The organism is Reichenbachiella sp. (assembly GCF_039941815.1).
Lineage (GTDB): Bacteria > Bacteroidota > Bacteroidia > Cytophagales > Cyclobacteriaceae > Reichenbachiella.
Genome location: NZ_JBDVDW010000059.1, coordinates 1 through 15119, shown reverse-complemented (window position 1 = coordinate 15119; position 15119 = coordinate 1). Strand labels below are relative to the sequence as shown.

Annotated in this window: 16 protein-coding genes; 1 reads left to right on the top strand and 15 read right to left on the bottom strand. The window is 39.9% G+C overall.

Annotated elements, in window-relative coordinates; translation table 11 throughout:
- Positions 1-13 precede the first annotated feature (13 nt).
- The 6 genes from ABJF11_RS12775 to ABJF11_RS12750 all read right to left on the bottom strand — a co-directional run bounded on the left by ABJF11_RS12775 (position 14) and on the right by ABJF11_RS12750 (position 7823).
- Positions 14-400: a nuclear transport factor 2 family protein gene (locus ABJF11_RS12775; protein ID WP_348120259.1), complete on the bottom strand. Its 387-nt coding sequence runs from the start codon at positions 398-400 to the stop codon at positions 14-16.
- Positions 401-404: 4 nt separating this feature from the next.
- A complete protein-coding gene (locus ABJF11_RS12770; protein WP_348120258.1) occupies positions 405-1523 on the bottom strand; it encodes a polymer-forming cytoskeletal protein in 1119 nt (372 codons plus the stop codon).
- 386 nt (positions 1524-1909) lie between these two features.
- A complete protein-coding gene (locus ABJF11_RS12765) occupies positions 1910-2896 on the bottom strand; it encodes a hypothetical protein (RefSeq protein ID WP_348120257.1) in 987 nt (328 codons plus the stop codon).
- Positions 2897-2987: 91 nt separating this feature from the next.
- On the bottom strand, positions 2988-4058 hold the full coding sequence (locus tag ABJF11_RS12760) for a helix-turn-helix domain-containing protein (RefSeq protein ID WP_348120256.1): 1071 nt from the start codon (positions 4056-4058) through the stop codon (positions 2988-2990).
- A 380-nt stretch (positions 4059-4438) separates the two neighbouring features.
- Positions 4439-6778, bottom strand: coding sequence for a glycosyltransferase (locus ABJF11_RS12755; RefSeq protein ID WP_348120255.1), 2340 nt, complete (start codon positions 6776-6778; stop codon positions 4439-4441).
- Positions 6771-7823: a hypothetical protein gene (locus ABJF11_RS12750; protein WP_348120254.1), complete on the bottom strand. Its 1053-nt coding sequence runs from the start codon at positions 7821-7823 to the stop codon at positions 6771-6773. The genes ABJF11_RS12755 and ABJF11_RS12750 overlap by 8 nt, the downstream gene beginning before the upstream one ends.
- Positions 7824-8075: 252 nt before the next feature.
- On the opposite strand from ABJF11_RS12750, the gene cfa reads away from it, so the two are divergent.
- The gene (cfa, locus tag ABJF11_RS12745; RefSeq protein ID WP_348120253.1) at positions 8076-9197 is read left to right on the top strand and encodes a cyclopropane fatty acyl phospholipid synthase; all 1122 of its coding nucleotides are present in this window, start codon (positions 8076-8078) and stop codon (positions 9195-9197) included.
- Positions 9198-9218: 21 nt separating this feature from the next.
- On the opposite strand, the gene ABJF11_RS12740 is transcribed toward cfa, so the two are convergent.
- From ABJF11_RS12740 to ABJF11_RS12700, 9 genes are all read right to left on the bottom strand, one after another.
- Entirely contained in the window at positions 9219-10034 is an 816-nt protein-coding gene (locus tag ABJF11_RS12740) for a universal stress protein (protein WP_348120252.1), read from the bottom strand.
- Positions 10031-10342, bottom strand: a complete 312-nt coding sequence (gene trxA, locus ABJF11_RS12735) for a thioredoxin (protein ID WP_348120251.1) — start codon at positions 10340-10342, stop codon at positions 10031-10033. Before trxA ends, ABJF11_RS12740 begins: the two co-directional genes overlap by 4 nt.
- A gap of 102 nt (positions 10343-10444) precedes the next feature.
- Positions 10445-11548, bottom strand: a complete 1104-nt coding sequence (locus ABJF11_RS12730; RefSeq protein WP_348120250.1) for a DUF6544 family protein — start codon at positions 11546-11548, stop codon at positions 10445-10447.
- A 50-nt stretch (positions 11549-11598) separates the two neighbouring features.
- Positions 11599-12429 carry a universal stress protein gene (locus ABJF11_RS12725; protein WP_348120249.1) on the bottom strand — a complete coding sequence of 277 codons (831 nt, stop codon included), beginning with the start codon at positions 12427-12429 and terminating at the stop codon, positions 11599-11601.
- Between the two features lie 116 nt (positions 12430-12545).
- Positions 12546-12962, bottom strand: a complete 417-nt coding sequence (locus tag ABJF11_RS12720; protein WP_348120248.1) for a hypothetical protein — start codon at positions 12960-12962, stop codon at positions 12546-12548.
- Complete coding sequence (locus tag ABJF11_RS12715; protein WP_348120247.1) at positions 12959-13345, bottom strand: hypothetical protein; 387 nt, start codon at positions 13343-13345, stop codon at positions 12959-12961. Before ABJF11_RS12715 ends, ABJF11_RS12720 begins: the two co-directional genes overlap by 4 nt.
- Before the next feature lie 130 nt (positions 13346-13475).
- Positions 13476-13730, bottom strand: a complete 255-nt coding sequence (locus ABJF11_RS12710) for a hypothetical protein (RefSeq protein ID WP_348120246.1) — start codon at positions 13728-13730, stop codon at positions 13476-13478.
- The gene (locus ABJF11_RS12705) at positions 13723-14490 is read right to left on the bottom strand and encodes a DnaJ C-terminal domain-containing protein (RefSeq protein WP_348120245.1); all 768 of its coding nucleotides are present in this window, start codon (positions 14488-14490) and stop codon (positions 13723-13725) included. Before ABJF11_RS12705 ends, ABJF11_RS12710 begins: the two co-directional genes overlap by 8 nt.
- Positions 14465-14665: a DnaJ domain-containing protein gene (locus tag ABJF11_RS12700; RefSeq protein WP_348120244.1), complete on the bottom strand. Its 201-nt coding sequence runs from the start codon at positions 14663-14665 to the stop codon at positions 14465-14467. The genes ABJF11_RS12705 and ABJF11_RS12700 overlap by 26 nt, the downstream gene beginning before the upstream one ends.
- Positions 14666-15119 lie beyond the last annotated feature (454 nt).

The window sequence follows — 15119 nt, the reverse complement described above, 5'->3', positions numbered from 1 at the left end:
GGCCTCTCTTTTATCATTTTAGAAACTTTGCGGTATGACTCACCGGGATATCCCAGGCTTCCTTGATCTTACCATCAATAATGCACCAGGTAACCACGGCATCAATTTCCGTGTTTTTGCCCTCTAGTATCACCTTGTCTTTGACATGTGTGATGACCAGATGATCTCCCATTGGAGCTATGGATATAGGATTTACCTGAAAGGAACCGCTGGTATGACCTGCTATTCTTTTGAATAAGTCTGTCAGTCCTGCGAGGCCAAAATAGTCTCCTTGCATCTCAGGCAGCTTAGGATTGATATAATGCCAGACGAAATCTTCAGCTAATAAATCAGCAGCAGTTCTCGGACTGGCAGGATCAAACCTCTTTAAAATACTGATATTTGGATGTTCAGCATTCACGATACTAAGTTGTAATCAGTTCTTTCTGAGACTGCAGTACCTTCAAAGTCAATGCACCATAGGTGATTGAAAGTATAACTACAGAAAGTAATATTCCAGCAAGCGGAATGATGGTGAGCAGACGCAATAGGACAGCGCACAACAAGGCTAGGAACGTAATGCTCCAAAAACCCCAATCCTTTTCATTTTTGTGCTTGAAATAATAAACTACAAGCAAAGCAGCGATTAAATGTCCGAAAAGAAGACTAAATATGAATATAACAGTCGCGAAGAGTCCCAAGGGAATGCCAACAATCATGAGCAGGGCAAGGATGATTAATAGTGGAATTCCAAGGAGATAAATCAACCCAAAACCAAAACTTTTCAATAAGTTATTTTCTATACCTTCGACTGCACCTGAAAATGCTTTTCTAAAGAGTGCGTGTAATACCAGGATAACTAGAAAGGCGGACAAAACATAGAACACCCATAGTTTCACCGAAGTGGTACCAAAAGTGGTTAAGGATGATTCTGATTTTTCTTCCTTGAGGTCTTCATTGAACTGGGCATTAGTATTGATCAGGGATTCTTCAAAATCAATTTCCCCCTCACTATTCCAGTACTGAAGTTCTTTGTAGAACTTAGCGTTCGATCCGATAGTGATCCCATCGCCGACTATTTTTGAGGTTTCTCTTATGGTTCCATCAATCAAAATATCGCCTCCTCTAACGTCAAGTTTTCCATGTACCTCGCCATTTATTTCAATATTCCCTCCAAAACAAATAAGATTCCCACGTACAATAGCGTCCCTGGCAAGGATGACCTCTCCACCAAAAACAACTAAGTCGTCGCCTATTTCTGAGTCTATAGTTACCCTTCCCGCAGCTATACGTACATCATCTTCTATATAGCCGTTGAGAAATAACTCGCCCCCAGCTGCTGTCAAGTCTCCATTGATACTATCATTGAACGTAAGAGTTCCTCCAGCTACGACTAAGTCCCCTTGTATGGCAGCATTTACCTTTATGGTTTCTCCTGCGCGATAAGTATCATCTTGTTGTTTATTCTGAATAATAATTCTTTCAGACTGTGCAAACGACCATGTTGAAAAACACGTCATAATAAGAAGCGCTATAGTTTTCATTTTAAAGAATCTATTGATTGTTAATTTACATTTCACTGCTCAATGAGCTCAAATTATATGAGCACATACTGTTTAATTATGCTTAAATGTAAGGGCCTTAATCATAGCACACAATGACGTCTATCAATAGGCTCAATGACTTAAATCAACGGGGATAATGAAAAGAAAAACTTCTGCTTTTTTGAGCTGGGATGGTTGCTTGTTAATCAATATTATTACTTTCAAACTATTGAATATCAGCTTGTTATATCGTTTTCGATAACCTTATTGTCATGGTTTCAAAACACTCACATCAGGCCAAAGAAGATTTGAGTTAGCCTCAGAATTTCTGACCTCTACAAATAGATCATTTTCTGATCTGAGTCAGTATAAATCAATTTCAGTTCTTATTGACAGGAACTCATTTTCTTCAAGTCTTTGGCATTGAAATATGCAAATGCCTTTTGCCCTGTTGAGGCCAGAATCTTTCCAGTCTTGGCATTCACCAGGCACTTGATCACATTTATCTTGGACGTAGATACATTCAGCGCCGAACCAGATGGGGATGTCCCGGTAACGATACTAAGAGGTATTGCCAGAGCAACCAACTGGTCTGTATCATTTTCGATTAAGTCCATGAGAGCAGAGGTAGGCCCTAGATTGACCGAATTTCCAAAAGCCTTGCTCATTGCCTCTTCAGATTGGTTCTTCTGTATCATTTGCTGATCGATGGTCAAGACATTCCCAGCCTTTTCTTCACAATTCAGTTTTGCCTGATCTTTTGCGTAGTTAATAAATGGGTAATTCTTTTTCTGTGTCGTTCGGATCCCTTCGAGGTGATTCACCATGAGTTTTAGGGCAATTTTATAATCACCGTATTTCATTATTTCCGCCTCATCGCGGTGAGCAATAGCAGGTAAGAAAAAAGAATAGTCTGTTTTCTTGTTTTCTATTCTCGAATACTTCAATGACTTAATATGAAGATTGGAAATTGCGATGGTGTATGGAGAATAATACAAAACTGTGTAATCTGTGGAGCCATCTTCACGTAGTTTTTTTACCTCAGATGATGTTTTATATTCAATCGACTCGTGAGATTTCAACACCTCGCTAGCTGCACGAGAGATAAGCTCATTATACTGTTCTGCGAACAATAAGTACTCTTCCTTTTCGGCTGCATATTTGTCTACGAGAACCTGTTTTTTGGCTTTAGCTATCCTTTTATCAAATGAAGCCACTATTTCTTCATCAGGCTCAAGTTGTTCTACAATGAGCGTACGATTGATAAGTTCATTAATTATTTCGGGATCGGCTGATATTGCTTGCCCAAATATGGAGATGTTATTTACGAACAAGGCAAGTAATACAATCGGGGTGGCTAAGGTCTTTTTCATTTGGTTGCTTTTTGACAAAGCTATAGACGCCAAATCGATTATTTCTTACCACTGAAACAGGAATAAGTCCAGTTCATCTTTAGTTGGACTTTTATGTATTGATTGTACCGATATATTCCTTTGGGAGCATACCGGTTTCTTTTTTAAAAGCTTTGGTGAAGGTAGTCTTGGATCTAAATCCGGATGCATCCGCTATAGTTTTAATCGTAAACTTCTCATTATCTCCTGCTTTAATACGCTCGATCGTATCCAGAACTCGATATTTGTTAATGAAATCATAGTAGTTCATTTTGAAATGATCCTTCAAGATTGATGTAGTACGCGCAGAACTAACGCCTAGCTCGGCACCCAGTGAGGCCAGTGTAATCTTTGGATTTCTAAAGAGCTTGTTTGTTGTCATGAGTATTTCCAACTGATGTGCCAGGGCACCATCTTTCTCAGATTCCTTTCTTGAGGAGTTGGAGGCGGAGGGGATGGACTTCGTCGGACCCAATAGGAAATTATAGACCAAGTATATATTCAGATAAAACATCATCAACCACAAAGGGTAAAATGCGCTATCTGGAATCTGAGATGGGTAAACTGAAAGATCAGCAAGGAATGAACCGATCCACAAAAAAAAGATGATTACTATGACCATAAACACGTGTCTAAGATTCTGTGGTTTGCTGGTACTTCTGTTGAAAGTTTTTATGGCTTTATAAACGAAGTATCCATTGTACAAAACAGCCAGTGCTTCGTAGATATGCAAGGCGAAAACGTCAAACAGGACCTCAAATTTTTTCTCTGGATCAATGAAGTATAGATAGATCCAAACTGCACTGGTCAGTAGGACATCAAAATATCCTACAAACAGAATTTTAGAGCTCAAAAAATTCCTTCTTTGGGGATTTTTTGGATTGATAATGCTAGAAAACTCATAAAACAGCGGTCCTAGAAAAAACACGACCGGAAAGTGATCCAGACAAAACCAAGGATAAGTATAGCTCAGGTAAGGAACAATGATCCAACTGGCGAAGTTGAGAGAGGTCAGGAAAATAAAGAGGGTAAGGATTATATTGACTTTATTTTGCTTCCTCTTATTGAGGAATACCATTAGCATAAGCAAAATAGAGTTCACCAGACTAGTGATTAATATAATCTCAACTATGTCTAAGTCCATATTTGGTTGTATTGAAACTCATGACAGTTTTGTGTCATAAAGTAAAAATCTTGTCAAAATAAGCCAATATGGAAAAAAGGTGTTTTGATCGTTTTATCCCTTCTCAAATTACCGTCAGAAGGGTTTGACGACTATGCGATTTCTCCGATAATTGGTCAGATACTCTGCGAATAGCTAATATCTTTCCTGATGCGCATTTTGTCAAAAATGAAAATTAATTTATTTGATGCTTATATGGAAATTGATAAGATAAATTTGCCATTTTCCTATCCTGTCAAAAACCAGTATTGACTTATGTTTTTCTTTCTTTTTGAGATGAGAAAAACTGAGCAGCTGAAATGCTTCTGTCGTTCCAGCATCGTAGATGTCTGCATTAGAGTCTATACTCTTCTTACGGGGTTAGCCTTTGCCTCCTGTGGGATTTTAGGTACCAGTTGGTGAGTGCCAAAGACTTTCTTTTTGTTTAATCGAACCCTTTTTGCTCGCTTGTCTCGAAGAGCATTTTTGTTCTTTTCAACAATCAGACGGGCGATTAAATAGCATACAGTGGATTCGGCTCCCTGATTTAGGTTGATACCATCTTTTTCCAGTCCGTCGCAGCACCCTCCGGTTAACGGATTATAAATGATCTGATTCAGGTGATTATTACCTAAAAACCAGTTGAAGGCTATTTCCAATCTTTTTAGATAGGATTTGTTGTTGAATACTTGATAGAACAGGTCCAGTGCCTGGATCGTATAGGAAAGTTCGATGGGTTGCTCACCATACCTATTGGGAATGCTTCCTTTTTGGAGCCATCCTCTATTTGAAATTACCCTGATAGATCCCGCCTTGAATAAGTGATACAGGAGAAAATCGAATGAAGTGATTGCGGTTTCTTTATAGCATGTTCTTTTTGTGGCTAAATATGCATATAACATAGCTTCCGGTAGTACACTGTTAGCATAGGTTAGGTATTCTTCAAACCACTTCCACTTTGAATCAGATACCGTGAAGTACTTGTCTTGCAACACGCTGGCCAGTCCGTCGAGCAAGTGCAAGATTTGTTCTGCTCTATCTTTTTGATAGGCCTGATACAGTCCCTTTATCGCAAACGCGATGGCTCTCGGTGATTTTATTTTCGAGACAGCGACTAGTGACCTTCGAAGTATAGCTTCGGCCTGATCGACTAATGCGCTGGGTAGCACTTCATGATGTGCGATCGTGGTACCAAGTGCCCAAATGGCGCGCCCGTTAGAATCTTCCAGGTTGGTGTAATTATTTTGATCGTGAAAATTTCCCTTTATATCTACATAATTGAGGAAATCTCCCTCAGGCTGTTGGCAATGATCAATGAAATTTAGATAGGTGGTAATAAGGTCTAGATCTTTAGCATCTCTGGTTTGGTCATAATGTAGGCAAATGGCAATCAGTGCTCTGGCATTGTCATCCAGTGTATATCCGGAATTGATGTCGGGATCGCTAATGATAGAAAATTGTATCATCCCCATTTGATCAGTCAGAGAATGGATGTGATCGAGATTTATCTTTGGCGTATTATATAAAAGAGGCTTTTTGTCATCCAGATATCGATTAAAAACTTTAGCATGAGAAATTGCAGCATTTTCCCAGACGGAAGCTCTTGTCTGATGAAAAGCGTTTAGCCCGAATTCTTCCCTCAAGGCCTTGTTTTCCAACAATCGGATAGTCGCATTGGACAACTGTTCCGGATTTTGAAAGTCTACAATGATACCCGCATTGTCATTTAGCATTTCTACGGCATGAGGGATCGGCGTTGAGATCACGGGGCATGCGCTACTCATGGCGTATGCAAAAGTTCCGCTGACCGCCTGATTGGGGTCTTTTGAAGTGAACAGATAGACATCTGTCAGGCGTAAGTATTCCAACAATTCCGCAAGGCTGAGGTATTTGTTTACAAATTGCACATTGTTTCTAAGCCCCAATTTATCTACTTTGGATTCCAGAGATTCTCTATAGATTTCGCCCTCATTGCGGACCACGCCCGGATGTGTTTTTCCCAGAATCAAATAGAGTACGTTGGGAAATTTTTCGACGATTTTGGGCAGTGCGTCCAAGGCTGTTTCAATACTCTTGTTCGGGCTTAGTAACCCGAATGTTGTTAGTACAAGTCTGTTTTCCAGATGATTAGCTTTTTTGACTTGTAGTTTGTTTTTCCATGACACCATGTGCGTGCCATGAGGTATTATTGTGATTTTTTCTTCGCCAATCTCGTAGGCTTTTTGCAAGAGAGCTGACGAGTGTTTGGTCATTACGATCGACTGAGCACAGGCATCAACTATGGCTTGCACAGTCTTTTTCCGTTTGCCATCGGGTTTTGGAAGGACGGTATGAAATGTAACCAAAGCAGGTTTTTCAAGAGCGTGTAGTAGACTCAAAAGAAACTCACCATACTGACCACCATATAGGCCAAATTCATGCTGAACAAATACGATCTTAATCGCTTCATCTTCGTTGATTTTTTTAGCCAATTGTAGATAGGCGCTAAAATCCGATGAATTGAGGATGTACTTTACCTCCTCGGGATAATTTCTGGTCGTGTTGTCTTCTTGCAGCGCACATACTTTCAAGGAAAAAGAACCAAATTTTTCTCTTATCGCCTCAATCAAATCCTGACTATAGGTGGCTATTCCACAAGCCCTGGGAGGATAAGATGTGATAAACAGTATCTCGTTTCCGGTGTTTAGGTTAGTGTTATTCATGGTTTTGATTTTCAGGTTTTTTCAATTCATTTAATAATTCACTCAACTCTACAGACGCTGTGGCCACTCTCGAATCTGCCGCGCCATAGTATATGTAGACGACATCATCAAAAACGACTGCACCGCTCGGGAAAATGATGTTTTTCACTACACCTTCTTTCTCCCATTGATAGGTAGGGGAGATCATCGGTTGTGACAATCTGCCAAGTTCTTTTTGAGGGTCCTTCAGATCTAATAATGCCGCAGAAGCATGATATACCAATCCTTCGGGCGTGTCCTCGGCAGCATGGTAAATAAGTAACCACCCGTCTTCGGTTTCTATGGGCGGACAGCCCCCACCGATATGACTGGATTCGTGGTGGAGCTTGGGATCCATAATAATGTATTGCTCCAGATTCATCATATAATCCTTCCAGAAGTCGTAGGTCAGTTCTGAGAAGTCTTTGAAATAGACAATTTGAATACCAGGGTGGATGCGATGTATCATCGCATAATCCCCATTTATTTTCTTTGGAAAGAAAAAGATATTTTTATCCCACACAAACAGTTTCCTTGATAGCTCTTCTCCCAATCCGTGTTCTTTGAACAGTTTATAATGGAAGAGATATTTGTCACTGAGACCACTACAGCATTCGATGAAATGTTTGAATTCACGATAAGTAAATTTAGGAGTAATGATTCCGTGCTTTTCAAAGGTGATTAAATCCTGTGAAGTAGCATAGGCCCCAAAAACATTGACTTTATCGTAGGCAGAATAGGTGAGATAATAGGTGTCTTCGATTTTTGTGATACGAGAGTCCTCGGTGCCTTGCGACTCATAAGGTTCTTCGGGGAATAGAATAGGCTTTTCTCTTCGCTCAATAATTCTTAGCGGCCCATCCATTTTACAGTAGCCAACAGAAGAGTAGTTGCCCTGTCTTATGGCCCTATAATACAAGTGGACATGATTTCCTTCTCTGATGGCTGCGGGATTGCAAACCGATTCATTTTCAAATCCATTGTTCGTTTTTTCAAGCAGTATGCCTTCTTTTTTAACACTTAACATTTTGTAGACATTTTTCCATTTTGTTATACAATATAAAATGTAATCATAGGAGCGACAATGACCGTTGTCAGGCAGAGAGCCAAGATGTATCAGTTGATAGCAAGTAGGGAATTGAATCGTCGCATTTGATCAAATAAAACTGCCATCCAGATTAGGAATCAACCTTGTAGAAATCATTGAATCGTTTGATTTCTGTCATTTCAAGGTGTTAATGTCAGGCTTAAATTTGGTTTAAACAGACTATTGAAGATCATGAAACATAAATCAGTAAAGCAAACGGTTGAAGACATATTGTCGATCTCAGATGTGAAAATAGACGGACAAAGACCTTGGGATATAAAGGTATACCATCCGGACTTCTATTCCAGATTGTTGGCTGGATCATCTATGGCTTTTGGCGAATCTTATATGGATCAATGGTGGGATTGTGAGGCTTTGGACCAATTAATTGATCGTATTTGGCGAGCCAGATTAGACAAAAAAATAAGACGCTCGAAAGAGGTAATATGGAATACTATCAAGGCCAGGTTGTTTAATCTTCAGAGTAGGAATAGAGCATTCCAGGTAGGCGAGAAGCACTATGACCTGGGTAATGATCTCTACGAACTCATGCTAGACAAAAGAATGAACTATAGCTGTGCCTATTGGAAAAACGCCAATACATTGGATGAGGCGCAGGAGGCCAAATTGAATCTAATATGCCGAAAAATGCAACTTGCTCCGGGTATGAAGGTCCTAGACATAGGATGCGGCTGGGGTAGTTTTGCAAAATATGCTGCAGAGCAGTATGGGGCAAAAGTCACGGGAATTACGATATCCAAAAAACAACTGGCATTGGCCAAAGAGAATTGCGCTGGATTGGACGTTGACATCAGGCTGCAAGATTATCGTGATTTAAATGAGAAATTCGAGCGAGCGGTATCTATCGGCATGTTTGAACATGTCGGCTATAAAAATTACCGGGAATACTTCAAAACGGTAGATCGGTGTTTGGAAGATGATGGTCTATTTTTACTACATACCATTGGCAGCAACAAGAAGTCTACACATTTAGATCCATGGATCAATAAGTACATTTTTCCAAATGCCGTACTTCCATCTGCTCATCAGATCACGAAAGCATCAGTGGATCTTATGAAAATTGAGGATTGGCATAATTTTCCCTCATATTATGAAAAAACGTTGCATGCCTGGAATCAAAATTTTAACAACAATTGGGAAAAAATTAAAGACCAATACGGGGTCAGTTTTAAGAGAATGTGGAACTTCTACTTGCTGAGCAGTGCTGGTACCTTTAAAGCAGGGCAAAATCAGCTTTGGCAGATTGTATTCTCTAAAATCGATGCCCCGATCGACTATCAAAGTATTCGGTAGTGGTCAAGGGGTGGTTGTCATTTAGGCAAGCAACGGTACCTGCGTATGATAAGCCAGCTTTTTGGAGACACTTTTGTGAAATAGATTTTCTACAAAGTTGAGTTTGGAAGGCATTACTACAAGCATTTCAATACCATTTTTTTCCACATAGTCAAGCATTCTTTCTTCCACATTTCCGTTTTCGATAAAGTGAAAATGATGGCGAACCTCCTTTAGTATTTCGGCCCATAGTGTCATTTGCTGCTTGATGAATTTATCTCTATGAGGTTTGGGCTCGTCTACAACTGTTACTACATGAATTTCTGAATTCAGTGCCTTGGCAATTAAGTACATGATTTCAACAATATCGAAGTCAATTTTAGCCTTAAAATTTGTGGCAATTGCAATGTGTTTTGTCACAGTGGGCTCAAAACCCTCAGGGACAATGAGTACCGGACAACGGGCATGCTTCATGGTTTTGTAGGCAGTGCTACCGAATATTTCATCGAGTTTATTATTGACACCTGAGGAACCCAATATGATCAAATCAGCATCAATGTCTTCCACGGTTTTAGCAATAGACTTTACAGGAAAGCCAATTTCAAATTTGAAATCATAGTTCGTGCCCTTTAACTCGGGTATTCTTGATTTCAGTTTTTCAAATTCTTGTGTGGCTCTGGATTTACTCGCTTCATAGATAGGCTCATCGATGAAGAAAGTGACATCCCCTCCAGCCGGAACAGGACTTACGTAGATGAAGGTAACGTCCGCTTTGATGGCATTGGCTATTCGAATGCCAAATGCTGCAGCCTTATCCGAGCTAGAGGAAAAATCAACAGGTATCAATATTCTATTCATGATTGTGGGATAAGGGATTTCCGAATTTCTGCCTCCATCACGTGTCTGGCGATGATGCCGGATTGCTGCCACAATATGGCTCCTTTGTAGAAGAGGATGAAAGTAGGAATACTTCTCACTTTGTACTCCGTAGCTAAGGTCATATTTCTGTCCACATCGACCTTAAGAACCTCTATTTTACCAGCCATTTCATGGGCTATCTCATCTATTACCGGGGTCATATGATGACACGGTTGACACCAGTTGGTATAGAAATCTACCAAGACCGGTGATTCTGATTGCTTGATTAAGTGGTTGATATTGTCCATGACTTTTTAGCTTAAAGCTAGGAAATGCAAACCCTCTCTTGAAGGATAACTGTCAAGTGAAGGGATGATTATGATCAGAGCTTTTAGATACAATGAGTACGCTTAGTCGTCGTAGGAGACATCATATATGGCCTCTTCCACTTCAAGTTTGTACCATGTAAAATCTCCTGAATTCAGCTTCCAGGTGACGGAGGCCTTTGTTGGTATTCTTCTGTCTTCAAAATCCTGATAGCTGTTTTCATCTATTTCGATGTGCCATTTCTCTAGTGAAGATTGATTGTTGTTAACGTAGTATCTAAGCGCGTCAAAACTTATTGCATCCCCTTGAGGTGTGAAACTAAATATACCGGATGCTGACCCATCCTTGTATTTTATGATCGCCTCAGCAGTATGCTGGTCAATTGCTTTCCAAGTGATCGCCTCATTTAGAGCAGCCGATGGGTACCAGATCATTTCAGCAAGGAACCTGGACAAGGCCCCTTGGTCTATTTCATTTCCATTTACGTCGGCAAGGTTAGCCAATGAGAGAAATTTAACTAGCATGTTACCACGGCCGTTGATATACTTGTCTCGTGCCGAAATATGAAGAAGCGGTAAGACCTTGGCATGGGCTTGCCAGACAAAACCCGGCTTCTCGGCGTTGATAAATTGTCGGGCCGAAAAAACCATCCATCTGCCGTCTGGAGTAGTCCTCATTCTTCCTGTTTGCCTCATATATGCCAATTGTATTGGAGGCTTGTCAAGCGTCTTCGAGCGGTCCATCCACTTTTGGACAATAGGAGGTAAGTGATTTATACTTTCTTTCGTAATCACCTTTTCTGAGTTACCGTTCGGGTCCATAAGTATACTTATTTCATTGTCCACCTTACGATCAAAGCTCCATGATCCATACGCAACTATACAAACCAAAAGGATCAGTGCATTAATAATGGTCCCATATTTAGCATCTTGCCAATAGATAGAGATCAATATTTGCGAAAGTACGGCGACTACTGGCAACAACATCCACCACTCCTTATTGGTCAGAAGACTGAATATACCGACTAGAAAAAGCGTACCTAGTATTAACCAAATCAGACCGAGAGGTTTGGAGATAGGCTGAGAAAGTTGATCCACCGGAAAAAAACCGAAGGCCTTCACAAAGCCCAAAAAATGGATCATGCCGTGTATTAAAAGCACAAATGCAAATAAAATTCTAAACATCATATTACTGTTTTGATATCAGCATTGAGGCCGAATGTCGACCTACAAAACACCTAATCTTCTGGACGATCAGGTAATATGAGTAAAGGGATATGGGTATGAAAAACCATTTTTTTCAGTACACTGGTTTTGGATAGTTTTTCCATCAGGCTGTGTTGGCGCTTTACTATCACCATCAAGTCAATTTTGTGATTTGATAAGTAATTATTGATACCTTCTTCCACGTTCTTTTCTATTTCGAAGTGGTACGTGTGTTGAATATTCTTGAAGTACTGTTCGAATTTTTTGGCTTGATGAGATTCCTGATTACCTATTTTGTTGGTCTTGCTCACATTCAATATATGTACTTGTGAGCCATACATTTTGGCAAGAACAATGATCGGTTCAAATACTGATTTTACAGGCACTTTGTGGTAGTCAGCTGCCAGACCAATACTCGACGGTGAGGTGAAACTGGCTTTTTCGGGAATAACAATTACTGGGCAGTCAGTGGATTTTATTGCATTAAAGGCATTAGTTCCAAGTAGAATTTCATCTAAGCCAAATGCACCAGAAGTTCCCATTATGACCAGATCTGCTTTTCTCATTTCCGCGGTTTCGCCGATGACTTCAGCCGTAGCTGCGCTATTCACTAAAAAGCTGTGCGTGATCGAATCCAGCTCAGTCAAATCTTCTTTCAGTTCGTTGAACCTGTCAAACGCCTGAGCCTCGGTATACTCGTATTCTTGTGGTATGGCAATTTCATTATAGGCAATAGACATGGAGAGTGCGTGAACGACTTGAACGTGTGCATCAGCTTTTTTGGCCAATTCTATGGCAAATTTGAGTGCACGAATAGAGCAGTCAGAAAAATCTGTAGGTACTAGTATGTTGTTAATTTTCATGAGTGTATAATTTACATTTTCAGCCATGTTTCAATGTCGAATTCCTATTCATACGATTGCGAGAGTATTGATGAATATGATCCGTTGCATGACGCAATATTTTAATGAATTAATCGCTACATGACCCTTTCTATAAAATTGAAAAACTCACGTTTGTACATAATAAACTCAATACGAAAAGCACCAATATGGCTGGCAATCTCGGCATGCTTTTTTCTATAAACCGACTCATCGAGTTGTTCCTTGTTTGCCAATTCTCCGGCCAGGTATTTTTCGTGTTGTTTTATCTTTTGGTCAAACCTGTCTAAGACCTCTCCAGTATAGTAGGAGACCAGATTTTGAAAATGACCCATCTTTTTTTTCTCCTCGTTAGAAGTGAAATTTTGAGAGTTTCTATCCAATAACTTTTGGAAAAATGCCAATTCAATTTCCCACAGCTTCAATTCTGATGACCAGATTTGGCTTTCTCTGTGAAGGGCTTCCAGGCTTTCTTCAAGAAGATAATCATAGCCTGCATGCTTTAAATTTTTCATTTTGATAGTGTTTTATTGAGTTTGTCTAATTTGTAATACATATCAACCTGGGTGTGTCCTACAGTAGGGTTGGATGGTTGACCATTTACCATCAGCAGATAGCGACTCAACCTGGACAGTTTCCAATCTTGAAAGAGCTGGGCCTGATTATCTCTAAATACTAATTTTATATTCTCATCGACTGGTATATCTACAGTTTCACAAATGGCAACTGCTCGTGCCAGGCCTTCATTCAGTTCTGACAGTTCAGAATATCCTAAATCCGATAACAGATCAGATGCATAAAATATGAGGTAGGATTGACTGACCGCCTCCATGAAATGCTCAATGGCTTTTGGCGTGCCATAAGACTTTGATGTAGGGATAATCGGATAGGTAGCCATAATCGTCTTTTTTAACTCTATTCAAATGTATTGAACACCATGTAGGATGGGAATGACTTTCATCAATTCACCGGATGAAAGAAATCAGAATACCAAGTTCCTAAATAGTTAAGAGTGAAGAGATTCTTGATTATTGTTCCACAGGAATAGTATGTTTTCTCTTCCAGTTGTGATACCTGCGGCGAATACGCCAAACGTTCCAGGCAATAACCAAAAAAATGAAACCGTTGGCTAGTAAAAACGCAGCCACCAGCCAGGAAAGAAATTCTGGAAACATGAAAATTAATACTGCCAGAAGCATAAAATTCAATCCCAAAACCAAATACATCCACCACGGTGAATATAAGTGCCTGGTGAGATCATCATAAAATTCTACTTTAAACATAACTTTTAGATTTTGGGTTAGAAATTTCTTTCAATTCTTTGAAAAGCTCTTTTTCTTGAGAGCTAAGAGAAGTTGGGATTTTTACTTTTACTCTCGCCAACATATCTCCAAATTTTCCTTTCTTTTGATAAACAGGCATCCCTTTTTCCTTGAGCCTGAGCAGTTTGTCATTTTGCGTACCAGCAGGTATAGTAACATTCAAACTACCTGTAAATGTATTTACCTGCACTTTCCCCCCGAGAATCGCGGTGTATAGATCGACATTTACGGTTTGTTCGAGATTAGCACCTTTTCTCTGATAGAGATGATGTTTCGGAATATGGATTCGAACATAAAGGTCACCTGCTGGCCCACCATTGATACCTGGAGCTCCTTTGCCTCTTACGCGAAGGTTTTGTTCATCTCTCACACCTGGTTTCAGTGTCATTCTTATTTTTTGGTCATGTAGTTGGAGAATTTTTGTGGTGCCGTGATAAGCCTCTTCTAGTGTCAGGTCCATCTTCGTTTGATAATCCTGCCCCTTAAAAGCTGCAGACTGACTTCTTTCTCTTCCCGTTGCACGTCCTCCAAAAATATTATTGAAAAAGTCAGAAAAATCACCCTGTCCAAAACCAGTAGGATCACCCTCAAACGAATAACTTCCTCCTCCAGGCTGATTCTGCTGCCATTGAGACCAGTCAAAATCACCTTGTGAGTTGCCTTGTTGGAAATGACGCCAGTTTTGTCCGAGTTCATCATATTTTTTTTCGCTTTTCCGCATCACCCAACACGTCGTAAGCCTCGCTGATTTCTTTGAACTTTTCTTCAGCTGCTTTATTGTCTGGATTTTTATCAGGATGGTATTTCACGGCCAGTTTTCGATAGGCTTTCTTTATTTCTTGTTGACTGGCTTTTTTTGCTACATCCAGTGTTTTATAGTAGTCCTTGTAGTCCATCTCCATTTGATAATTATGTAGTCTGTTGTATTCCTAGGAGGAATTAAGATTGTTATCAGACACGGGCAAATTACAACTGTCGCACCTTAAAACGAATGACATTTATCAATCTAGTTTAGGATTTTGGTTAGCCATCTCAGAGGTTATGAGGCTCGGTATTTTTCGGTGACAATGATCAGAATGCCCTTTGACCGAAGTCATGGTATAGAAGACTCTTTCAGCATAGCTTACCAGTAAATTAAAGTCACTGATACGAATTGAAATTGGTGTGTATCGCTTCAAATGCAAGCGTTGACAGCCTTTTTTGAGCGTATTAAACCTGGATTATGCATTAGGAATCGTGATGAAAGCATAAAGCGCAAAGAAAGAGGCACTTATATTGAAGAGGCATAGCACCGCTATGGTGATTCAATAAATATATGTTAAGTGTCTATTTCAAAGTGCTTTATGATTG